The sequence below is a fragment of the Pseudomonas sp. Pseusp97 genome (assembly GCF_047304025.1).
In the GTDB taxonomy this organism is placed as follows: Bacteria; Pseudomonadota; Gammaproteobacteria; order Pseudomonadales; family Pseudomonadaceae; genus Pseudomonas.
Window position 1 is genome coordinate 39,701 of record NZ_JBGLYK010000009.1, and the last position, 21,866, is coordinate 61,566.

Annotated in this window: 16 protein-coding genes; 1 reads left to right on the forward strand and 15 read right to left on the reverse strand. The window is 65.6% G+C overall.

Going from position 1 to position 21,866, the window contains the following annotated elements:
- Nucleotides 1–5 precede the first annotated feature (5 nt).
- The 6 genes from ACCC94_RS03630 to ACCC94_RS03655 all read right to left on the reverse strand — a co-directional run bounded on the left by ACCC94_RS03630 (nt 6) and on the right by ACCC94_RS03655 (nt 9,303).
- Nucleotides 6–3,056: a DUF748 domain-containing protein gene (locus ACCC94_RS03630; protein ID WP_413348064.1), complete on the reverse strand. Its 3,051-nt coding sequence runs from the start codon at nt 3,054–3,056 to the stop codon at nt 6–8.
- Nucleotides 3,057–3,155: 99 nt separating this feature from the next.
- Complete coding sequence (locus tag ACCC94_RS03635; protein WP_413348065.1) at nt 3,156–3,770, reverse strand: response regulator; 615 nt, start codon at nt 3,768–3,770, stop codon at nt 3,156–3,158.
- 193 nt (nt 3,771–3,963) lie between these two features.
- On the reverse strand, nt 3,964–5,142 hold the full coding sequence (locus ACCC94_RS03640; RefSeq protein ID WP_413348066.1) for an acetyl-CoA C-acetyltransferase: 1,179 nt from the start codon (nt 5,140–5,142) through the stop codon (nt 3,964–3,966).
- 98 nt (nt 5,143–5,240) lie between these two features.
- Nucleotides 5,241–6,119: an oxygenase MpaB family protein gene (locus tag ACCC94_RS03645; RefSeq protein ID WP_413348067.1), complete on the reverse strand. Its 879-nt coding sequence runs from the start codon at nt 6,117–6,119 to the stop codon at nt 5,241–5,243.
- Nucleotides 6,120–6,214: 95 nt separating this feature from the next.
- On the reverse strand, nt 6,215–8,152 hold the full coding sequence (acs, locus tag ACCC94_RS03650; protein ID WP_413348068.1) for an acetate--CoA ligase: 1,938 nt from the start codon (nt 8,150–8,152) through the stop codon (nt 6,215–6,217).
- A 62-nt stretch (nt 8,153–8,214) separates the two neighbouring features.
- Nucleotides 8,215–9,303: a DJ-1/PfpI family protein gene (locus tag ACCC94_RS03655; RefSeq protein ID WP_413348069.1), complete on the reverse strand. Its 1,089-nt coding sequence runs from the start codon at nt 9,301–9,303 to the stop codon at nt 8,215–8,217.
- A 101-nt stretch (nt 9,304–9,404) separates the two neighbouring features.
- Between ACCC94_RS03655 and ACCC94_RS03660 the strand changes: the two genes are divergently transcribed.
- The gene (locus ACCC94_RS03660) at nt 9,405–10,379 is read left to right on the forward strand and encodes a GlxA family transcriptional regulator (protein WP_413348070.1); all 975 of its coding nucleotides are present in this window, start codon (nt 9,405–9,407) and stop codon (nt 10,377–10,379) included.
- A 42-nt stretch (nt 10,380–10,421) separates the two neighbouring features.
- On the opposite strand, the gene pgi is transcribed toward ACCC94_RS03660, so the two are convergent.
- From pgi to ACCC94_RS03705, 9 genes are all read right to left on the reverse strand, one after another.
- Nucleotides 10,422–12,086 (reverse strand): glucose-6-phosphate isomerase, encoded by a 1,665-nt coding sequence (gene pgi, locus ACCC94_RS03665; protein WP_413348071.1) that lies wholly within the window; start codon nt 12,084–12,086, stop codon nt 10,422–10,424.
- Between the two features lie 84 nt (nt 12,087–12,170).
- A complete protein-coding gene (gene panD, locus ACCC94_RS03670) occupies nt 12,171–12,551 on the reverse strand; it encodes an aspartate 1-decarboxylase (protein ID WP_017518923.1) in 381 nt (126 codons plus the stop codon).
- 144 nt (nt 12,552–12,695) lie between these two features.
- Nucleotides 12,696–13,547: a pantoate--beta-alanine ligase gene (gene panC / locus ACCC94_RS03675; protein ID WP_413348072.1), complete on the reverse strand. Its 852-nt coding sequence runs from the start codon at nt 13,545–13,547 to the stop codon at nt 12,696–12,698.
- Nucleotides 13,547–14,344, reverse strand: coding sequence for a 3-methyl-2-oxobutanoate hydroxymethyltransferase (gene panB / locus ACCC94_RS03680; RefSeq protein WP_413348073.1), 798 nt, complete (start codon nt 14,342–14,344; stop codon nt 13,547–13,549). Before panB ends, panC begins: the two co-directional genes overlap by 1 nt.
- Before the next feature lie 141 nt (nt 14,345–14,485).
- Nucleotides 14,486–14,971: a 2-amino-4-hydroxy-6-hydroxymethyldihydropteridine diphosphokinase gene (folK, locus tag ACCC94_RS03685; RefSeq protein WP_413348074.1), complete on the reverse strand. Its 486-nt coding sequence runs from the start codon at nt 14,969–14,971 to the stop codon at nt 14,486–14,488.
- Nucleotides 14,968–16,377, reverse strand: coding sequence for a polynucleotide adenylyltransferase PcnB (locus ACCC94_RS03690; protein WP_413348075.1), 1,410 nt, complete (start codon nt 16,375–16,377; stop codon nt 14,968–14,970). Before ACCC94_RS03690 ends, folK begins: the two co-directional genes overlap by 4 nt.
- Nucleotides 16,378–17,139: 762 nt before the next feature.
- A complete protein-coding gene (locus ACCC94_RS03695) occupies nt 17,140–18,576 on the reverse strand; it encodes a sigma-54-dependent transcriptional regulator (protein ID WP_413348076.1) in 1,437 nt (478 codons plus the stop codon).
- A gap of 26 nt (nt 18,577–18,602) precedes the next feature.
- Nucleotides 18,603–21,554 (reverse strand): sensor histidine kinase, encoded by a 2,952-nt coding sequence (locus ACCC94_RS03700; protein ID WP_413348077.1) that lies wholly within the window; start codon nt 21,552–21,554, stop codon nt 18,603–18,605.
- Nucleotides 21,538–21,714 carry a hypothetical protein gene (locus ACCC94_RS03705; RefSeq protein WP_015478907.1) on the reverse strand — a complete coding sequence of 59 codons (177 nt, stop codon included), beginning with the start codon at nt 21,712–21,714 and terminating at the stop codon, nt 21,538–21,540. The genes ACCC94_RS03700 and ACCC94_RS03705 overlap by 17 nt, the downstream gene beginning before the upstream one ends.
- Nucleotides 21,715–21,866: the final 152 nt, after the last annotated feature.

A 21,866-nucleotide genomic window follows, 5' to 3' on the forward strand; every position in this document is an offset into this window, starting at 1 on the left:
ACTCCTTACTCGCTGTCGAGGTGAAGCTGGGTGGCCACACTGCCACCATTCTCCGCTTCGCCGAAGCTGACGTCGATGAGGTAGATACGGTCGTCACTCAGGCCACCCTTGGCGACCAGGTAGTCCTTGATCTGGGTCGCGCGTTCCTGGCCGAGCTTGCGCAGCAGCAGTTGACTGTCGCTCCAAGAGTCGAGCACGGCCTGGCGCATCTTCACGGAACGCTCGTCCTTGCTCAGTTGCTTCCATTCTTCGGGCGGTTGCTTCTTCAGGCGCGCGCGGTAGACGCCTTCGAGCAGCACCGGCTGCAGGTCTTCCGGCACCTCCAACTGGCTGGCGTCGCTGGGCACCTTGTCGCCCCGGCGCTGCAACATGCTGTAGTAGTTCTTCTGGTATTCCTGCTTCAGGCGCTTGTCCGCCAGCAGCGGGCCGTCGCTGGCGGCCGCGGCGACGCCTTCGACTTCCAGCTTCAGGGCAGGACGCTGCTTGAGCGCTGCGGCCAGCTTGTCCAGGTTGCCCTGGGCGCTGGCGTCCAGTTCGCTGGAGCCCGGGGCAAACGTCACGTTGCTCAGGTCCGGGCCGCCGGAGCCGCCCGCCAGGCCGGCAATGAAGTTGAAAGGCGCCTGCACTGCGCGCACCACCAGGTTGCGCAGGGTCTGCCAGACGATGGGCATGACGCTGAACTGCGGATTGTTCAGGTCGCCTTCCACCGGCAACTGGATATCGATGTTGCCGTTGGCATCCTTGAGCAGGGCGATGGCCAGTTTCACCGGCAGGTCCACGGCATCCGGGCTGTCGACCTTCTCGCCCAGCTGCAGGTGTTCCACCAGTACCTTGTTGTCGGCTTTGAGCTTGCCCTGGGTGATCTGGTAGTGCAGGTCGAGGTTCAGCCGGCCCTTGCGGATACGGTAGCCGGCGAACTTGCCGGAGTAGGGCGTCAGGGTGGTCAGCTCGACGCGCTTGAAGCTGGTGGCGATGTCCAGCTTCTCCAGCGGCGAGAAGGGGTTGAGGCTGCCCTTGATGGTGACCGGCGCGTACTTGTCGACCTTGCCCTTCACGTCCACCGAGGCCGGCGCCGGGTTGCGGTTGTCGATGGTGCCGATTTCGCCGCCCAGTTGCTGGATGGCGGTGGCGAAGTCCGGGCGCAGGGTGAGGTCGGCGAAGTTGGCCGAGCCGTTGTTGATCTTCACGCCGCCGATGCGGATGCCCAGTTCCTTGCCGCCGCCGCTGGAGCCGCTGGTTTTGCCGGCGGGCGCGGAGGATTCCGGCTGCTTGATGATCAGCTCGCTGACGTTGGTGCTGCGGTCCTCGTTGATGATGAAGCGCGCGTAGGGCTCTTCCAGCGACACGGTCTGGATCACCAGGCTGTCGCCGTGCTTGTACGCCAATCCGTCGAGGGTCAGCTTGGTCCATTTGACGAAATCGCGGCTCTTCAGGGTGTCCAGCGTGTGCAACTGGGTCACCTGGGCGCTGCCGTTGACGCTGAAGGCCAGCGGGTCGGTGCCCTTGAGGTCGACGTCGAGGTCGCTGGCGAGCAGGCCGCTGCGCAGTTCCAGGCGGATGAACGGGTCGATGTAGGCCTGGGCGACGCGCAGGTCGATGTCGCGGGTCGAGACCTTCAGCCTGGCGCTGACCGGATTGGGGATGACCTGGCCACTGGCTTCGATCTGGCCACGCGGGCCGAGGCCCGTTTTCAGCTTTAGCTGCAGTGGCGAGGTCAGGCCGCTGTCCAGGTTCTGCAGGTCGAGGTCCAGTGGGCCGACTTCCAGGTTGACCGGCTTGCCCGGCGCGCGATCGGCCAGATGAGCCTTGTAGCCGCGCAGCTGGGTATCGCGCAGGATCACATGCCAGGCTTTCTGCGGCTCACTCGGTTTAGCGGCTTCGGCGGTCTGCGGGGGCTTGCTCTCAGGCTGAGGCGGCGAAGCCGGTTTGGCGGCCTCGTTCTGCGCGGTCGCGGCGGGCTCCGTCGTCCCGGCGGCAGTCTCTGCGCCTGGAGTCTGTTCCGGGGTGGCCTGTGCTTGCGGCGTGGGTTCCTCGGGGCGCTTGTAGGGTTTGAAATTGGCGAAGAGTTTCTGCCAGTCCAGCTGGCCGTCCTTTTCGCGGGCCGCCCAGGCCTCCAGGCCCTGGCTGCGAATCTGGCCGACCACCACTTCCTGCTTGGCCAGGTCGAGGGTGGCCTCGGCCACATCGAGGCTGGCGAGCTTGGCCAGCGGTTTGCCGTCGGGGGAGGACAGGTCGAAGTCGCGCAGCTGGATGGCGGCCTTGTCCAGCAGCAGCTGGGTGTCCTTGGAGAGGTCCAGGTGGTAGTCGGAGGCGAGGCTGAGCACGCCATTGTTCAGGCTGAGCGGTGCGTTGTCCCTGACGTAGGGCCACCATGCCTTCAGCGGCACGCCATCGAGGGTGAAGCTGCCCTTGGAAGTGAAGGGCACGATGCTCAGGTCGCCCTTCCAGTCGAGCTTCCCGCCGTGAGGACCGGTGGCCACCAGGGTCATCTCGGCGCCATCGTCCGGCAGGGTGCTGAGGTTGTGCAGTTCGAAGCCCATCGGGTCGAAGACGAACTCCACGGGTTCGCTGGGACGCCGGTCAAGGAAATGCAGGCTGCCTTCGGCCAGGCGGATGCGGTCGATACGCAGTGGGAAGGGATCGCTCGGTTTTTCCTGGGCAGGCGCCGGTTCGCTGGGCGGCAGCTTGAACAAGCGGGTGAGGTTCAGCGTGCCGTTCTCGGCGAACAGCAGCTCGGTGTGCGGTGCGTCCAGTTCGACATCGGCGAGATGCAGCCTGCGTTTCCACAGGCTATCGAGTTCGAGGTTGGCATAGAGCCGGCGGAAACGTACCTGCTCCTGTCCATCGTCGCCCAGGTGCAGCCCCCAGAGGGTGAGTTCAAGGCTGAATGGGTTGAATTCGATGCGTTCCAGGCGCGCCGGAACCGTCGAGTAGTGAGCCAGTTGCTGGTTGGCTATTCGCAATCCTGCGCCGGGCAGAATGAGGAACCCGAGCAGGCAGTAGAAGAGGACCAGCAGCACTACCGCGCCGATGGCGCGTTTCAATCCTTTGGGCATGGCGAGAGTCGTTTCCGTCGTGACGTGCCACAAGAGTATGGCACGGCTGTGAGTCTTCGATTCGATAGTCGCCTTCGGACGCAGTTTCAGTGATGTCTGTCAGTCATTCAGGCGATGGGTGCGGGCGAATTCGACCAGGTCCACGAGGCTTTCCAGGTTCAGCTTCTCAAGAATGCGGGTCTTGTAGGTGCTGACGGTTTTCTGGCTGAGAAAGAGCTCCTCGGCGATGTCCTTGTTGCTCATGCCTCTCACCAGGCTGCGCAGCACGACCAGTTCGCGCGGCGTCAGGCTGGCCACCGGATCGGTGCTCTTGTCGATGCTCAGGGCCTTTTCCGGGAAGCAGCGATAGCCGGAAACCAGCATGCGCGCGGCGTTGAGAATGGCGCTGGTGTCCTTGTTCTTGCTGACGAAGCCATGCGCACCCGCGGCTTCGACCTTGCTCGAGTAAAGACGTTCGTCCTGCGAGCTGAGGACCAGCAGGCGGATGTTCTCATCGAAGATATGGATGCGCGCCAGCAGGTCGAGGCCATCCATGCCCGGGAGGTTGAGGTCCAGTATCACCAGGTCTGGCCGTTCCTTGCGGACGGCGTCGAGGCCGCCATGGCCATCGGCCGCTTCACGAACCACTTCGAACTGCGGATCCTGTTCGAGCAGCGAGCGGATGGCCAGGCGCATCGCGGGGTGATCCTCGATCAGCACCACACGTTTCTTCATAGCTGACTCCCTGAGTCCAAATGATTTGCGCGCATTGATCTTGAAGATAGACCAGTTGTTCAAGCACCTACGGAATATTCCTATGCGTAGGACCGAAAGCATGCGGGGAATCAAGTTGGCAGGGCGTTGACTTGTCCGCGTGCGCGCAGACTTGCTGCGCAGAAGGAATTCTGCACAGCAAGCCCCAGGCGGATCAGCGCTGCAGGGCCAGCGCCACGCCTTGTCCACCGCCGATGCAGAGCGTGGCGAGGCCCTTTTTCGCGTCGCGGCGGAGCATCTCATGAAGCAGGGTGACCAGCACGCGGCACCCCGACGCGCCGATGGGGTGACCGAGGGCGATTGCGCCTCCGTTCACGTTCACCTTCGAGGCATCCCAGCCCAGCTCCTTGCCAACCGACAATGCCTGCGCCGCGAACGCCTCGTTGGCTTCGATCAGGTCCAGGTCGGCGAGCTGCCAGCCAGCCTTCTCCAGGCAGCGGCGGGTGGCCGAGACCGGGCCGATGCCCATGATGGCGGGATCGACGCCGGCGTTGGCATAGGCGGCGATGCGCGCCAGGACCGGCAGGCCCAGTTCGGCGGCCTTGGTCGCGCTCATCAGCAGTACGGCGGCGGCGCCGTCATTGAGGGTCGAAGCGTTGCCGGCGGTGACGCTGCCGTCCTTCTTGAACGCCGGCTTGAGTTTGCCCAGGGACTCGGCGGTGGTGCCGGCGCGGGGCTGTTCATCGGTATCGAAGCGCAGCGGTTCGCCTTTGCGCTGGGGAATCTCGATGGCGGTGATCTCGGCCTTGAAGCGGCCCGCTTCGATGGCCTCCGCGGCCTTGCGCTGGGATTGCGCAGCGAAGGCGTCCTGCTCCTCGCGGCTGATGCCGTACTTCTCCACCAGGTTCTCGGCGGTGATGCCCATGTGGTAGTCGTTGAAGGCGTCCCACAGGCCGTCCTGGATCATGCTGTCGACCAGCTTCGCGTGGCCCATGCGCAGGCCGGTGCGGGCGCCGGGCATGACATAGGGGGCGAGGCTCATGCTTTCCTGGCCGCCGGCGATGATCACGTCGGCATCGCCGCAGCGAATCGCTTGAGTGGCGAGGTGCAGCGCCTTGAGGCCGGAGCCGCAGACCTTGTTCACCGTCATCGCGGGCACGCTGTTGGGCAGGCCGGCGGCGATAGACGCCTGGCGCGCCGGGTTCTGGCCGGCGCCGGCGGTGAGGGTCTGGCCGAGAATGACTTCGTTGACCTGGGCCGGGTCCAGGCCGGTCTGTTGCAGCAGGCTGCGGATCACCGCGGCGCCCAGTTCGTGGGCCGGCAGTGCGGAAAGCGAACCCTGGAAGCTGCCGATGGCGGTACGGGTGGCAGCGACGATGACGACTTCTTGCATGACACGAATCCTCTGTCGGGAGCGGCGGAGCCGCAGCGAGGGGCCATGGTTGCATGCTCGCCTGCGCCTCACCACCCTCCGAACCGAGTGGTCACGTTTCAGCGCAGAGGGGGAAGCCCCATGCGGCGCCGCGCGCGATGCAGCGAGCCGTTTCGCACCGCCCAGCGCAGCAGGGGCACACTGCGCCTCACGCTGGAGCGGATCAGCTGGCGCTGCAGGCTGCCCAGGCTCAGGCCGAGCTGGTCCGACGCCCACTCCGGCAACAGGTCGATGCCGGCGCGCATCATCAGCATGCCGAAGGGTTTGGCGAGGAAGCTCGGAGCAGGGGCGTTGAACAGCACGCTGACCACTTCGCGGGTGCGTTCGTCGTAGCGCAGTTGCGGGCGCATGCGCTGAAGGTAGGCCGCCACCTCGGCGCGCGAGCGTGGAACGTTGCGCGCGCCGAGGCGCTCGGCGATCAGGGCGATCTCGTCGTAGTAACGGTCCTGTTGTTCGCCGGAAAGCTCCGGATTCAGGTAGCGCAGGTGCGAGGCGAGGAAGCAGCTGACTTCGGCGACGTGTACCCAGGTCAGCAGGTCCGGGTCGCTGGCCGCGTAGGATGTGCCGTCGGGCAAGGTGCCATGGACTCCGTCGTGGATACGTCGCACGCGATCGATCAGCTTCTCGGCGTCACCGCGCGAGCCGTAGGTAGTGGCGGATATGAACTGCCCGGTGCGGCGCAGGCGTCCGAGCATGTCGGCGCGGAAATTGGAGTGGTCCCAGACGCCGCCGAGGGCGGCCGGATGCAGCATCTGCAGGAGCAGGGCGCTGATGCCGCCGATCAGCATTGAGCTGAAGTCACCGTGGACTTTCCAGCTGACGGACTCCGGCCCGAACAGGCCGGGGTCGCCCTTGGGCGACTCGAAGTCGACCCCGCCCAGGGCGAGGCCGGTCAGGCTGAGTACCTGGCTTTCGATATGACGACGAACGGTTTCCATGACGGGGAGCTGCAAGCCTCAAGCGTTAAGCTACAAGTGGTGCACTGCGCTCAGCTTAACCGCAGGCTCTTCCGCTTGCAGCTTGCAGCTGCCCCTTACCGATTGAGGCGGTTGTCGATCAGCCCCTGGACCACGCTGGGATCGGCCAGGGTCGAGGTATCGCCGAGGTTTTCCAGCTCGTTGCAGGCGATCTTGCGCAGGATGCGCCGCATGATCTTGCCCGAACGGGTCTTGGGCAGGCCCGGCGCCCATTGCAGCATTTCCGGCTTGGCGAAGCTGCCGATCTCCTTGCTCACCAGGGCCAGCAGTTCCTGCTTCAGGGTGTCGCTGGGTTCGATGCCGTTCATGGTGGTGACGAAGGCGTAGATACCCTGGCCCTTGAGGTCGTGCGGGTAGCCGACCACCGCGGCCTCGGCGACCGAGTCGTGCAGCACCAGCGCGCTCTCCACCTCGGCGGTACCGATGCGGTGCCCGGAGACGTTGATCACGTCGTCCACGCGGCCGGTGATCCAGTAGTAGCCATCCTCGTCGCGGCGCGCGCCGTCACCGGTGAAGTAATAACCCGGGTAAGGCTTGAAGTAGGTATCGATCATCCGCTGGTGGTCGCCGTAGACGCTGCGGATCTGGCTGGGCCAGCTCGCCTTGACCGCCAGGACGCCGGAACCCGGGCCGGTGATTTCCTTGCCCTGTTCGTCCAGCAGTACCGGCTGCACGCCGAAGAAGGGCCGGGTGGCAGAACCCGGCTTGAGGTCGGTGGCGCCGGGCAGCGGGGTGATCAGGATGCTGCCGGTCTCGGTCTGCCACCAGGTGTCGACGATGGGGCAGCGCTTCTCGCCGACCACCTCGTAGTACCACTCCCAGGCTTCCGGGTTGATCGGTTCGCCCACCGAGCCGAGCAGGCGCAGGCTGCTGCGCTGGGCTTTGCGTACCGGCGCGTCGCCTTCGCGCATCAGCGCACGGATGGCAGTCGGCGCGGTGTAGAAGATGTTCACCTGATGCTTGTCGATCACCTGCCAGAAGCGCGAGGCGTCCGGGTAGTTCGGTACGCCCTCGAACATCAGCGTGGTGGCGCCGTTGGCCAGCGGGCCGTAGACGATGTAGCTGTGGCCGGTGACCCAGCCCACGTCCGCGGTGCACCAGTAGATGTCGCCTTCGTGGTAGTCGAACACGTACTTGTGGGTCATCGCCGCGCCCAGCAGGTAGCCGCCGGTGGTGTGCAAAACGCCCTTGGGTTTGCCGGTGGAGCCTGAGGTGTAGAGGATGAACAGCGGGTCCTCGGCGTCCATCGGCTCGGGCGCGCAGTCCTCGCTGGCCTCACGCAGGGCCTCGTGGTACCAGATGTCGCGGCCTTCGACCCAGGGGATTTCGCCCTGGGTACGCTCGACCACCACCACGGTGGAGACGTTCGGGCAGTCCGCGAGGGCCTTTTCGACGTTTTTCTTCAGCGGGATGTACTTGCCGCCGCGTACGCCTTCGTCGGCGGTGATCACGGTGCGGCAGTCGGCGTCGTTGATGCGGTCGCGCAGGGCGTCCGGAGAGAAGCCGCCGAACACCACCGAATGGATGGCGCCGATCCGTGCGCAGGCCAGCATGGCGTAGGCGGCCTCGGGAATCATCGGCATGTAGATGCAGACCCGGTCGCCTTTCTCCACGCCGCGACTCTTGAGCACGTTGGCCAGGCGGCTGACGTGGCTGTGCAGCTTGCGGTAGGTGATGTTGGCGGATTCGGCGGGGTTGTCGCCTTCCCAGATGATCGCGACCTGCTCGCCGCGCTGTTCCAGGTGGCGGTCGATGCAGTTGTAGGTGACGTTGAGCTGGCCGCCCTTGAACCAGGTGGCCTGGCCCTTGGCCAGGTCGCCGTGATGTACCGAGTGCCAGGGCTTGAACCAGTCGAGGAAGGCTTTGGCCTGCTCGCCCCAGAAGGCTTCCGGCTGTTCTACGGATTGCTGGTAAAGACGCTGGTAGGCATCGTTGTCGAGATAGGCACGCTTGCGCACGGCCTCCGGCACGGGGTGAAGGCTGATCTCATGCATGGGGAATCCTTGTTGTTGTTTAGCCGAGATGCCCTCAAGGGTGCATCCAAGGCCCGGCGGGTTCAAGGGTTGTCCATGCTGTTTCGACGCGCCCGCGGGGCTGATCGTTCAGACGGGGCATATTCCAGCTGGGCGGCGACCAATTGCCGGGTTGCTTCACCATAGCGCCGGGCGATGGCGTCGAGGGCGTTGTCGAGCGCCTGCATCGCTGTGCTGCTGGGCTCCGGCAGGCGAGGAAGGTCCTTTGTCTGCTCGGGGAGAAACAACAGGCCGCCCAAGCTGGTAACCGGTTGTGCAGCGCCACCCCTGGCTTCGCTGCGGAAGGTCCGCGCCCAGGCATCCGTTGCCAGTGCCAGGCTGACCTCGTCGAAACCGGGCTGGAGCGGGACGCTGAAGGATTCGTGGTTCCAGAAGGCGAGGTAGTTTCCGGCCGCTGCCAGGTAGCCGCTCGCGCCCAGGGCAAAGCGCTGGCTGCCGTGTCGGGGCGACCAGTCCTGCACGCCGAATTCGTGAGCGAGCCGGCTCGCCGCGGGCCTTCCGGAAATAGCCTCCACCAGCGCAAGCGATACCGGCAGCGCGGCGGTCACGCCGGAAGTGGTGATCACCTGGCCATCGGCTACATAGCGGCGATTCTCCACCCAGCGAGCGTCGGGATAGTCCTCCAGGCGCTGCTTGCGCGAGTACCAATGGCCGGTGGCGCGCCGTCCCTGCAGCAGCCCGGCATTGCCCAGCACCAGCACTCCGTCGCAGATGCCGACGATGGTTGCCCCCTTGCTGGCCTGCTGCCGTACGAAGGCCAGCAGGGCAGCGTCCTGGCTGTCATGCACCGCGGGCACGATCAGGTAGTCCGCGCCCTGTGGATAACGTTGTGCGAACTCATCCAGCGTGGCCTGCGGCTGGAGTCGCAGGGCCGGCATCAGCTGTACCGGGCCGGGGGCGGTGGCGAGGGCGAGTACCTCTGCTGCCCCCGAGCGGCGCAGCACGCCAAGGGGGACGACGTAGTCCGCCAGCTCGGTCATGTGGTTCTGGGCGACGACGGCAATGACCGGGCGCTCGCGGCCGAAGCGTGGTTGATAAGGCGCAAGCGTCTCGTCGTCGGCCTGGGCGTGGATGCAGAGCAGCAGGATGAGGAACAGCAGGAAGGTGCGCATGACTGTCTCCGGGATGGGATTTCCATGCTGCAGCACTGATGGCTGTCACTTCTGACGCTGATAGTTGAATATCTGCCAATCGCCCCCCTGGATCTGCCCCGATGAACGCTCCTCACCGCGTGCTCTTGCTGGTCTTCCCGGATTTCCAGTTGCTCGATGCCACCGGGCCGGCCGACGTGTTCGCGGCAGTGGACGAGCACTTGCCGGCCGCTGCGCGCCGCGCTTACCAGCTTGAGGCGATCTCGCCCGATGGCGGCCTGGTTCGCTCCAGCACCGGGCTGGAATTGGCGACCAAGGGCTTGCCAGAGCCGCAGCAGGCAGCGGGCAGCACCCTGCTGGTGGCGGGCGGCTTCGGAGTACAGGCGGCCATGCAGAAGGGCGACGTCGCGCGCTGGCTGGCGCAGGCGGAGCCCCATGCGGCACGCTGCGGATCGGTGTGTACCGGCGCCTTCCTGCTGGCGCAGGCGGGGCTGCTGGATGGCCGGCCGGTGGTCACCCACTGGCGCTACGCCGAGTTGTTACAGCGACTGTTTCCTCGCTTGCAGGTGATGCATGACGCGCTGTTCATCCGCGACGCGAAGTTCTACAGCTCCGCCGGTGTGACTGCCGGGATGGACCTCTGCCTGAGCCTGGTGGAGGAGGACCACGGCCGCGACCTGTCGCTGCGGGTTGCCCGCGGGCTGGTGATGTACCTGCGCCGTCCTGGCGGGCAGCGCCAGTTCAGTGCCGAACTACTGGCGCAGCAGGCGCCGCCGGGAGGGCAGATGGAGCGGCTGCTGGAGTGGCTGCGGGAGCGGCTGGCTCAGTCGCTGGATGTCGAGGAAATGGCGGCGCAGATGGCCATGTCGTCGCGCACCCTGCATCGGCACTGCCAGGCAGAGATGGGCATGACGCCGGCGAAGCTGCTGCTGGAGCTGCGTCTGGAAAAGGCCAGCCAATTGCTGGAGGGGGGAGAGTCTTCGCTCAAGCGCGTGGCGCAGCACGCGGGTTTTGGCAGCGAGTACAACTTGCGGCGCGCCTTCGTGCAGGCGCTGGGCGTGACGCCCGGGGAGTATCGGCAGCGCTTCTGCCGCTAGGAGGAGGACGGATGCGCAGGCGCGCACCCGTCCGTTTCGCCGTCAGCCGCGGTGACGACCGCGGAAGAAGTCGATCAGGCCCTGGGTGGAACCGTCCTCGGCAGCGCTTTCCTCGCTGCCGACCAGGCGGCCGTAGACGGCCTTGCCCAGTTCCTTGCCCAGTTCCACGCCCCACTGGTCGAAGGCGTTGATGCCCCAGAGGATGCTCTGCACGTAGACCTTGTGCTCGTACATGGCAATCAGCGCGCCCAGGCGGCGGGCGCTGATGCGCTCCAGCACCAGGGTGTTGCTCGGGCGGTTGCCCGGGATCACCTTGTGCGGCGCCAGGCGCTGCACTTCGGCTTCGTCCACGCCCTTGGCGCGCAGCTCGGCCTCCGCCTCGGCGCGGCTCTTGCCGACCATCAGCGCCTGGCTCTGCGACAGGCAGTTGGCGTACAGCCACTGGTGGTGATCGGCGACCGGGTTGTAGCTGGACACCGGGACGATGAAGTCCGCCGGAATCAGGTGGGTGCCCTGGTGCAGCAACTGGTGGTACGCGTGCTGGCCGTTGCAGCCCACGCCGCCCCAGATCACCGGGCCGGTGCCGGCGGAAACCGGCGAGCCGTCCTGGCGCACGCTCTTGCCGTTGGACTCCATGTCCAGCTGCTGCAGGTGGTCGGTGATGTTCCGCAGGTAGTAGTCGTAGGGCAGGATCGCGTGGCTGCGCGCACCCCAGAAGTCGCCGTACCAGACACCGAGCAGGCCCAGCAGCACCGGGATGTTCTTCTCGAACGGCGAGGTGAGGAAGTGCTGGTCCATGCTGTAGGCACCGGACAGCAATTCCTTGAAGTTGTTGATGCCCACCGACATGGCGATCGGCAGGCCGATGGCCGACCACAGCGAGTAACGCCCCCCCACCCAGTCCCACATCGGGAAGACGTTCTCCGGGCGGATGCCGAAGGCCGCGGCGGCCTCCTTGTTGCTGGAGACGGCGATGAAGTGACGGTACAGCTCCGCCTCGCTGCCGCCCTGGGCCAGGTACCAGGCGCGGGCGGCCTGGGCGTTCTTCAACGTCTCCAGGGTGCCGAAGGATTTCGACGAGACGATGAACAGCGTGGTCTCGGCGTTGAGCTTGGCGGTCATCTCGCGGAATTCGCTGCCGTCGATGTTCGCCAGGTAGTGGCAACGTACGCCTTTCTGGGCGAAGGGCAGCAGCGCCTCGGAGACCAGCTGCGGGCCGAGGAAGGAGCCACCGATGCCGATGTTCACCACGTCGGTGATCGGCTTCTCGGTGTAACCGCGCCACAGGCCGTTGTGCACGGCGGCGACCAGTTCGGTCATCTGGTGCAGCACGCGGTGCACCTCGGGCATCACGTCCTTGCCATCCACCATCACCTTGTCGCCGATGGGGCGGCGCAGCGCCGTGTGGAGTACCGGGCGGCGCTCGGAGGCGTTGATCACCTCACCATTGAACATCGCCTGGATGGCCTCGCCCAGCCTCGCTTCCTGCGCCAGCTTCACCAGCAGGTCGAGGGTGTCCTGGCGGATCAGGTTCTTCGAGAAGTCGAGGAACAGGCCGCAAGCGCTCAGGGAGAAGCGCTTGAAGCGCTCCGGGTCCTCGGCGAATGCCTCGCGCATGGTGAAATTCTGCAGATCCTGGCGGTGTGCGGCCAAAGCCTGCCAGCTCGCCAGTCGGGTGGCATCCAGCGGGGTGAGGTGGTGTTCCATGACGTACCTTCGGGTAAGACGTGCGTGTTTGGACGAGCTTTCGAACTTGAAAAAAGCCCGGTGGTTCCGGGCTTTTCTCGTCGGTCAGGCGAGCTGGACCGGGATGGCGTTGCTGGTGTGGCTGAGTTCGTTGCCCGGCGCCATGTACAGCATGCGCGGCTGGTAGCCTTCCAGCTCGGCGTCGCTGAACTGAGCGTACGCGCAGATGATCACCCGGTCACCCACCTTCGCCTTGTGGGCGGCGGCGCCGTTCACGGAAATCATCCGCGAACCTTCCTCGCCACGGATGGCGTAGGTGGTGAAGCGTTCGCCATTGTCCACGTTGTAGATCTGGATCTGCTCGTACTCGCGGATGCCGGCGAGATCGAGCCATTCGCCATCGATGGCGCAGGAGCCTTCATAGTCGAGCACGGCGTGGGTCACTTCGGCGCGGTGCAGTTTGGCTTTGAGCATGATGCTCTGCATGGCGTGGCTCCTCTTGTTCTGGTGCGGTGTTCTGGTGCGGGTTCGTGCCGCCGAGAGCGGGGCGAGTATGCCCGAGCACCCGAAGCCGCTCAAGGCCGCGAATGGCGCGGCCTTGAGGCGAAAATTCGGGTGTTGGGCGGGGAATCAGTCGATGTGGAAGGCGAGGTTGTCGATCAGCCGGGTGCTGCCCAGGAAGGCGGCGACCAGGATCACCAGCTGCTGGTCCTGCGCCGTGGCCGGGCGCAGGCCGACAGGCTCGCGGACCTCGAGGTAGTCGATGCGCAGGCCCGCCGCTTCGATCTGCTGCTGGCCCTCCGCAAGCAGCGCGGGGAAGTCGCGCTCGCCCTCGCGGATGCGCTCGGCGATTTGCTTCAGGGTACGCTGCAGCACCGGCGCGACGGCGCGTTGTTCCTCGGTCAGGTAGCCGTTGCGCGACGACAGGGCCAGGCCGTCCTCGGCGCGCACGGTCGGCTCGCCGAAGATCTGGATCGGCAGGTTCAGGTCGCGGACCAGCTTGCGGATGACCGCCAGCTGCTGGAAGTCCTTCTCGCCGAACAGCGCCATGTCGGGCTGGACCATGTTGAACAGCTTGCAGACCACCGTGGCGACGCCGTCGAAGTGGCCCGGACGGCTGCCGCCGCAGAGCCCTTCGGAGACGCCGGTGACGTGCAGCCTGGTCTGGCCTTCCATGCCGTCGGGATACATCTCGTCGACGGTGGGCGCAAAGAGCAGATGGCAGCCGGCGCCGAGCAGCTTTTCCTGATCGGCAGCGAGGGTGCGCGGGTACTTGTCGAGGTCTTCGCTGGGGCCGAACTGCAGCGGATTGACGAAGATGCTCGCCACCACGAAGTCGGCGCGCTGGCTGGCCTTGGTCACCAACGCGGCATGGCCGGCGTGCAGGTTGCCCATGGTCGGCACCAGCGCGATGCGCTTGCCTTCGCTACGGGCGCGCGCCACCGCGGCGCGCAGCTCGCGGACTGTCTTGACTGTAATCATCAGGCGAAACCGTGCTCCGGGCCGGGGAAGGTGCCGTCCTTCACTGCCTTCACGTAGGCGGCGAAGGCGGACTGGATGTCGGGCTGGCCATCGAGGAAGTTCTTCACGAACTTCGGCGAGCGGCCGGACAGCGACAGGCCGAGCATGTCGTGCATCACCAGGACCTGACCGTCGGTGCCGGCACCCGCGCCGATACCGATCACCGGGATCTTCACCGCTTCGGTGATTTCCTTCGCCAGGGCGGACGGCACGCATTCCAGCAGCAACACGGCGGCGCCGGCCTGCTCCAGGGCAATGGCGTCGGCGCGCAGCTGGCGCGCCTGGGCTTCCTGGCGCCCCTGGACCTTGAAGCCGCCGAACAGGTTGACCGCCTGCGGCGTGAGGCCCAGGTGCGCGCACACCGGGATGCCCATCTGGGCCAGGCGGATGATCGGCTCGGCGAGCCAGGCGCCGCCTTCGAGCTTGACCATGTGCGCGCCGGCCTGCATGACCTTTACCGAGTCGCGCAGCAGCTGGTCCAGCGAGGTGCCGGATTCGAACGGCAGGTCGGTGACGATCAACGCGCCCTTGTTACCGCGTTTCACCGCAGCGGTGTGGTACGCCATGTCCTCCACGGTCACCGGCAGCGTGCTGTCGTGACCTTGCAGCACCATACCCAGGGAGTCACCGATCAGCAGCATTTCGGCACCGGCCAGGCTGGCGGTGTGCGCGAAAGTGGCATCGTAGGAGGTCAGCATCGCGATCTTTTCGCCGCTTTGCTTGAGACCTTGCAGGGTGGTCAGGGTGACATCAGGCATGAAAGTGTCCTCGGTTCTGCGCCGGGCAGGGGCAAACGGGGCCCTATAGTCCGGATCGAAAAAGGCTAAGTCAATTGCAGGTGTTACCGGACTGTTACGGCGTTACTGCCAGTGCGCCCCACGCCTGCGGCGCAGCATGCCTCAGGCCAGGCGCTCGAGGCCGCTGAACGGACAGGCGGCGAGCAGTTCGGCCAGGGTGCGGCCGTCGGGGAAGCGCAATTGCGGGGCGAGGTCCGCCAGTGGGTAAAGCACGAAGGCACGGGCCTGCATGTGGTAGTGCGGCACCTTCAGACGCGGCTCGTCGATCAGGCGCTCGCCGAACAGCAGGATGTCGAGGTCCAGGGTGCGCGGCCCCCAGCGCTCGTCCTTGCGTACGCGGCCCTGGTCCAGCTCGATGGTCTGCAGGGCGTCCAGCAGCGCCAGCGGCTCGAGGTCGGTATCCAGCGCGGCCACGGCGTTGACGTAGCGCGGCTGGTCCGGCGGGCCGAGCGGGTCGCTGGCGTAGAGCGGGGAGACCACCGCCACCTTGGTGGCGGGGACCTGCGACAGCGCCTTCAGCGCGGCTTCCAGCTGCTGGCGCGGCTCGGCGAGGTTGCTGCCGAGCCCGATGTACACGCGTTCGCTCATTCGCTGCTGGCGCCTTCGGTGCGCGGGCCGCGGCGACGACGGTTGCTGCCGCCACGACGGCGTTTGCGCGGAGCAGCGGCGCCACCTTCTTCCTGCTGGCTGGCGAGGTTGCGGATCATGCCGCGGCGCTCACCATCGCTGGCTTCCTGGTAGTCGGTCCACCAGTCGCCCAGACCGCCGGTTTCCTCGCCGGCGCTTTCGCGCAGCAGGAGGAAGTCGTAGCCGGCGCGGAAGCGCGGGTTTTCCAGCAGCAGGTCGGCCTTCTTGCCCTGGCGGCGCGGCAGGCGCTCCTGCATGTCCCAGATCTCGCGGATCGGAATGGTGAAGCGCTTGGGTACCGCGGTGCGGCGGCATTGTTCGAGGATCAGCTCGTGAGCGGCTTCCTGCATCGCCGGGATCGGCGGCATGCCGCGGTCCTGCAGCTTCAGCACGCGGGCGGGCAGGGCCGGCCAGAGCAGCGCGGCGAACAGGAAGGCCGGGGTGACCGGCTTGCCCAGGCGGATGCGCTCGTCGGTGTTGGCCAGGGCCTGACGCATCAGCTTACCGGCGTAATCGGGGTTTTCCTTCAGCGCTTTCGCGCTCGCCGGGAACAGCGGGGCGAACAGGTCGTACTCGTTGAGCAGTTCGAAGGTGCGCTCGGCCTTGCCGCTCAGGAACAGCTTGAGCACTTCGTCGAACAGGCGCGCGGAGGGAATCTCGTTGAGCAGCGGCGCCAGGCGGCGGATCGGCGCGGCACTGTGCTTCTCGATCTCGAAGTCCAGCTTGGCGGCGAAGCGCACGGCGCGGAGCATCCGTACCGGGTCCTCGAGATAACGCTGCTCGGGGTCGCCGATCAGGCGGATCAGGCGGTTGCGGATGTCGCGTACGCCATGGGCGTAGTCGAGGATGCGCTCGCCGGTGACGTCGAAGTACAGGGCGTTGATGGTGAAGTCGCGGCGCTGGGCGTCGTCTTCCAGGGTGCCGTAGACGTTGTCGCGCAGGATGCGGCCGGCCTCGTTGCGCGAGGCGTGGGCGTTATCGGCGTCGTCGTCTTCGGTCACCGGATGGTTGGCGCGGAAGGTTGCAACCTCGATGATCTCGCGGCCGAAATGGACGTGGACCAGCTTGAAGCGGCGACCGATCACCCGCGCGTTGCGGAATTCGGCTCGCACCTGCTCGGGGGTGGCGCTGGTGGCCACGTCGAAGTCCTTGGGCGGAATGCCCAGCAGCGGGTCACGGACGCCACCGCCGACGATGTACGCCTGGTAGCCGGCCTTGGTCAGGCGCTCCACGACGTTCACCGCGTTCCTGCTGAACTGTTCCCGCCGCAGCGAGTGCTGATGGTTGCCAACGACTTCCGGAGTAGTGCGGACAGCGCGCGGACGGCGCAGTGGGGATCGGATGGACTGGATCAGCTTTTTCAGCATGTGTGCACTATCGGGAATGGATGTAGGGATGGCATACGCAGTCTCGGCAAGCCGCTTGGTTACGGCGTTTCCTGGAGGATAGCGGGTGTCTGCCGCTGCCTTGAAACAAATGGCAGCAAATCGAATGCCGTCTGCGCCGCGGCGATTCTAGCATCGTGGGGTGGGATGATGAAGAAAAGTGAAGAAAGGGACTTGCGGGGAGAGAGCGGGAGGGTGTAGCGAAAGCTACTGGGGGAGCCGAAGCTCCCCCCCAAATAGGTGCGTGCTTTGTTTTTATTATGATTACCGGGCTTGTTGTTTTTGTTTGTAGACCCGACCCTCGAAGCTACCTGCTTCGGGGAACCTTCCACACTTGGAAGGTGTTCAATAGCAAACGGATTGCTTTGGTCGCTGAGTGAGCAATGATCTTGCGATCCAACCAGTTTTGCGTGCTGTCTCAAGACAGTTTTATTCTTCTTGACTGGTTGCGGGACTGGTCCCGACGGCTACCCTTCTCCAAAAGAATCAGTTAGCTGCGCCTCCGCGATCTTGTTTTTGTTGTGCTGGAGTCGTTTCGTCTTGTTCTTATTGTGAGTGGTCGTGCTTGTTATTGTTGTTGTACCAATAACAAAGCAGATGCCGTGCCAACTTTTGCGAATCCTTATTTTTCAAGGGTTTGCGAGGAATGCCCGGCGAACGACAGGCACAAAAAAGCCGGGTTTCCGTTACCGATGAACCCGGCTTCTGTTACGGAGCATATCCGCGGTAACAGTGTGAAACGTCTTACGAGTCAGCCGATGCGCCGGACTTGCGGCGCGGGATGCCCAGGCGCTGGCGGCGTTCCCACAGGCATTTGCGGCTGATGCCCAGCTTGCGGGCCAGTTCCGTCTCGGTCATGTGGTCCTGATGTTCGAGGACGAAGTGCTGGAAATAGTCCTCCAGCGACAGGTCCTCGGTGGGCTCGTGGTTGCTGGCGCTGCCGTTGCTGGGACGCAGGTCGCCGTCATCGCCGAAGTCGTCGTCCAGATCATCCAGTTCGATATCGATGCCCAGCAGGTCCGCCGGGATTTCCTGGCCTTCGCTGAGGATCACGGCGCGCTCGATGGCGTTCTCCAGCTCGCGCACGTTACCCGGCCACGGGTAGTGACGGATGGCCTGTTCCGCCTCGTGGGAGAAGGTCAGCGCCGGGCGCCCCATCTGGGAGCATTGGCGCGCCAGGAAGGAGCGGGCGATTTCCATCACGTCGGGACCGCGCTCGCGCAGCGGCGGCAGTTTCAGCGAGATGACGTGCAGGCGGTAATAGAGGTCTTCGCGGAACTGGCCGGTCTTGGCCAGCATCTTCAGGTCGCGGTGGGTCGCGGCGATCAGGCGCACGTCGACCTTCTGCGATTGCACCGAGCCGACCCGGCGGATCTCGCCTTCCTGCAGCACTCGCAGCAGGCGCGCCTGGGCTTCCAGCGGCAATTCGCCGATCTCGTCGAGGAACAGGGTGCCGCCATCGGCCGCTTCCACCAGGCCCGCGCGTCCCGCGCTGGCGCCAGTGAACGCGCCCTTCTCGTGGCCGAACAGTTCGGATTCGATCAGGGTTTCCGGAATCGCGGCGCAGTTCACCGAGATCAGCGGCGCCTTGGTGCGCTTGGACAGGTTGTGCAGCGCACGGGCGACCAGTTCCTTGCCGGTACCGGATTCCCCCTGGATCAGCACATTGGAATCGGTGGGCGCGACCTTGCGGATCTTGGTGTAGAGCTCCTGCATCGGCGCGCAGGAGCCGATGATGCCGATCTCGCCGTCCGCGGCGGCGGTGTTACCGCTGCTACGCTCGGCCGCCTTGGCGTTACTGCGGGCTTCGGCGGGAGCGTTACGGTTCTCCTGGCGATCCTTGAGGATGCGCGCCACGGCCTGGAGCATCTCGTCGTGGTCGAAGGGCTTGGCGATGTAGTCCACCGCGCCCATTTTCATCGAGTCCACCGCCGAGCGCAGGCTGGCGTAGCTGGTCATGATCAGCACCGGGGTGCCCTGGGCCAGCTTGATCAGTTCGGTGCCGGGTGCGCCGGGCAGGCGCAGGTCGCTGACGATCATGTCGAACGACGGAATGCTGTAACGCTCCTGAGCTTCCTGTACCGAGCCAGCCTCGCTGACCTGGTACTGGTTGCGCTCGAGCAATCGTCGCAGGGCGGAACGGATGATGGTTTCGTCTTCGACGATGAGGATATGTGCCATGTATTCAGCTCTCTCGACGTGCTCGTTTACTGCTCGGCCGTCGGGCCAGGATGCCGCGGCAAGGTGACGCTGATGCGGGTTCCGCATTCGCGTTCGGGGTCAGCCGGGCTGTCTATGGTGATTTGCCCATAATGCTCTTCCACGATCGAATAGACCAGTGCGAGGCCCAGGCCGGTCCCCTTGCCCGGGTCCTTGGTGGTGAAGAAGGGCTCGAACAGGCGGTCGATGATCGACTTGGGAATCCCGCTGCCTTCGTCCTCGACGATCAGGTCGACGGTCTGCTCGGAGGCTTCGCTGCGCACGCGGATCGCTCCGTTGGGCGGGGACGCGTCGCGGGCGTTGGACAGCAGGTTGATCAGCACCTGCGCCAGGCGCTGGGAGTCGCCTTCCACCCAATGTTCGGGGTTGCACAGGTTGAAGAACTGCACGTCGACGCTGCGCTTGTTCAGTGACAGCAGGCCGATGGCTTCCTGGGCGACGTCCGCCAGGCAGACCGGTTCGGCTGCGACCTGCTTGCCGCCGGCGTGGGCGAAGCTCATCAAGGATTGCACGATGCGCGACACGCGCTTGGTCTGTTCGAGGATCTGTCCGCTGATCTCGGTCAGCTCGCCGTCGCCTTCGCGTTCTTCCCGCAGGTTCTGCGCCAGGCAGGCGATGCCGGTGATGGGGTTGCCGATCTCGTGGGCCACGCCGGCGGCGAGGCGGCCGATGGAGGCGAGGCGTTCGGAATGGATCAGCTTGTCTTCCAGGGACTGGGTTTCGGTGAGGTCTTCGACCAGCAGCACCAGACCGCTGTTACCGGGGGCGAGGGGTTCCTCGATCGCCGCCTTGTGCAGGTTCAGCCAGCGGGTCTGGCCCTCGATGGACAGGCGCTGCTTGTGCAGGTGCTCGTCGGGGGCGTCGATGAAGCCTTCCAGCAGGCCGCGCCACGGGTCGGGCAGGGCGGCCAGGCGCGAGCCGACCACGCGCTGTGCGCTGACTCCGGTGAGCTCCTCGATGGCGCGGTTCCACATGAGGATTTCCTGGTCCTTGGCCAGCGAGCAGACGCCCATGGGCAGGTCCTGCAGGGTCTGGCGGTGGTAGCGGCGCAGGGTATCGAGTTCGGCGGCAAGGCCGGTGAGCCGGGAGTGGTAGTCCTCCAGCCGGCTCTCGATGAAGTGGATGTCCTCGGTGACGTAGCTTTCGTTGTTGGCCTTGTAGGGCAGGAAGGTTTCCACCATGTCCTGCGCCACGCTCGGGCCCATGAGGCCGGAGAGGTTCGCTTCGATGCGGTCGCGCAGACGGCGCAGAGCGTAAGGGCGGCGCTCGTCGAAGGGCAGGTGCAGGTCGCGCAGCGCCTGCTCCACCTCGCGCTGGGCGGTCTTCGCACCCAGTGGCTTGGCCAACTGGCTGGCGAATTCCTGTGGGGAGACGGCGATCAGCTCGCGACGCTGAGGGCGGCGTACGTTGTCGACGGCGCAGGCTTCGGCGGCGCCTTTCTCTTCATCGCTGGCTTCGGTGAACAGCGAGACCAGGGTGAACACCAGCACGTTGGCCGCCAGCGAGGCGAGCGCTGCGAGGTGCCAGGTGGTGTCGTCGAGCACGTAGAGCGAATTGAACAGCGGCAGGTAGATGCTCTGCATGTTCGCGACCAGCGGGGTGAGCATGGTCGCGCCCCACACCAGCATGCCCGCCACGAGGCCTGCGATGAAGCCGCGGCGGTTCGCAGTCGGCCAGTAGAGCACGGCCAGTGCGCCGGGGAGGAACTGCAGGGTGGCGACGAAGGAGACTATCCCCAGGTTCGACAGGTCCTGCTCGGCGCCCAGCAGCAGGTAGAAGGCATAGCCGGCCATGATGATCGCGGCGATCAGGGCGCGACGGGTCCACTTCAGCCAGCGGTAGATGTTGCCCTCGGCCGGCGGCTGGTAAAGCGGCAGTACCAGGTGGTTGAGCACCATGCCGGAGAGCGCCAGGGTCATCACGATGATCAGGCCGCTGGCGGCGGAGATGCCGCCGACGAAGGCGGTCAGCGCCAGGGCTGGGCTGTCCACCGAGATGCCAAGGCCGAGGGTGAAGTATTCCGGGTTGGTCGAGGCGCCCAGGTGCAGACCGGCCCAGAGGATCGGCGGCACCGCCAGGCTCATCGGCAGCAGGAACAGCGGCAGGCCCCAGCTGGCGCTGAGCAGCGAGCGCGGGTTGAGGTTCTCGGTGAAGGTCATGTGGAACATGTGCGGCATGACGATGGCCGCGGCGAAGAACACCAGCAGCAGGGTGCGCCACGGCCCTTCGGCCAGCGGCGTATGCAGGGTGCTCAGGGCTTCCTGGTTCTGCAGCAGCCAGACTTCCAGGCCGTCCGGCCCGCCGAACACGCCATAGAGGGCGAACAGGCCGATGGAGCAGAGCGCCACCAGCTTCACCAGCGATTCGAAGGCGATCGCCATCACCAGCCCTTCGTGGCGTTCGCGGGTGGCGATGTGGCGCGCGCCGAAGAGGATGGCGAACAGCGTGATCAGTGCGCAGAACGCCAGCGCCGCGCGGTTGGGCTCGGACTCGCGGGTGAGGATGCTGATCGAGTCGGTCACCGCCTGGATCTGCAACGCCAGCATCGGCAGCACGCCGATCAGCATGAACAGCGTAGTCAGCGCGCCGGCCCAGGTGCTGCGGAAGCGGAAGGCGAACAGGTCGGCCAGCGACGACAGCTGGTAGGCCCGGGTGATCCGCAGGATCGGGTAGAGCAGCACCGGCGCCAGCAGGAAGGCGCCGGAAACGCCCAGGTAGATCGCCAGGAAGCCGTAGCCGTACTGGTAGGCCAGCCCGACCGTGCCATAGAAGGCCCAGGCGCTGGCATACACGCCCAGCGACAGGGTGTAGATCAGCGGATGGCGCACCAGCCGGCGCGGAATGAAGCCGCGCTCGGTGATCCAGGCGACACCGAACAGGACCATCAGGTAGGAGGCGCTGATCAGGATCAGCTGGGTGAGGCTAAAGCTCGTCAGCATCGCGCTGGCTCTGCAGGATGAAGGTGACGACGATCAGGATCAGCCACAGCAGATACGGGCGGTACCAGGCGCCGTGGGGATCGATCCACCAGTCCATGATGGCCGGCGAGAACAGGTAGATGCCCACGACCAGGAGCAACACCAGTCGGTAGATGTACATGTCGTCTCTCTCTTGGTTCGGCGGGCAGGCTACCTGTGCGCACAGTCGCCGGCAAGCCGGCTGCCGGCCCGCCTTGCGCCGAGTGCCCGGCGGGTCCTGTAGGAGCGAGCTTGCTCGCGAACAAGCCCCGCAGCGGGATTCAGGTTCGCGAG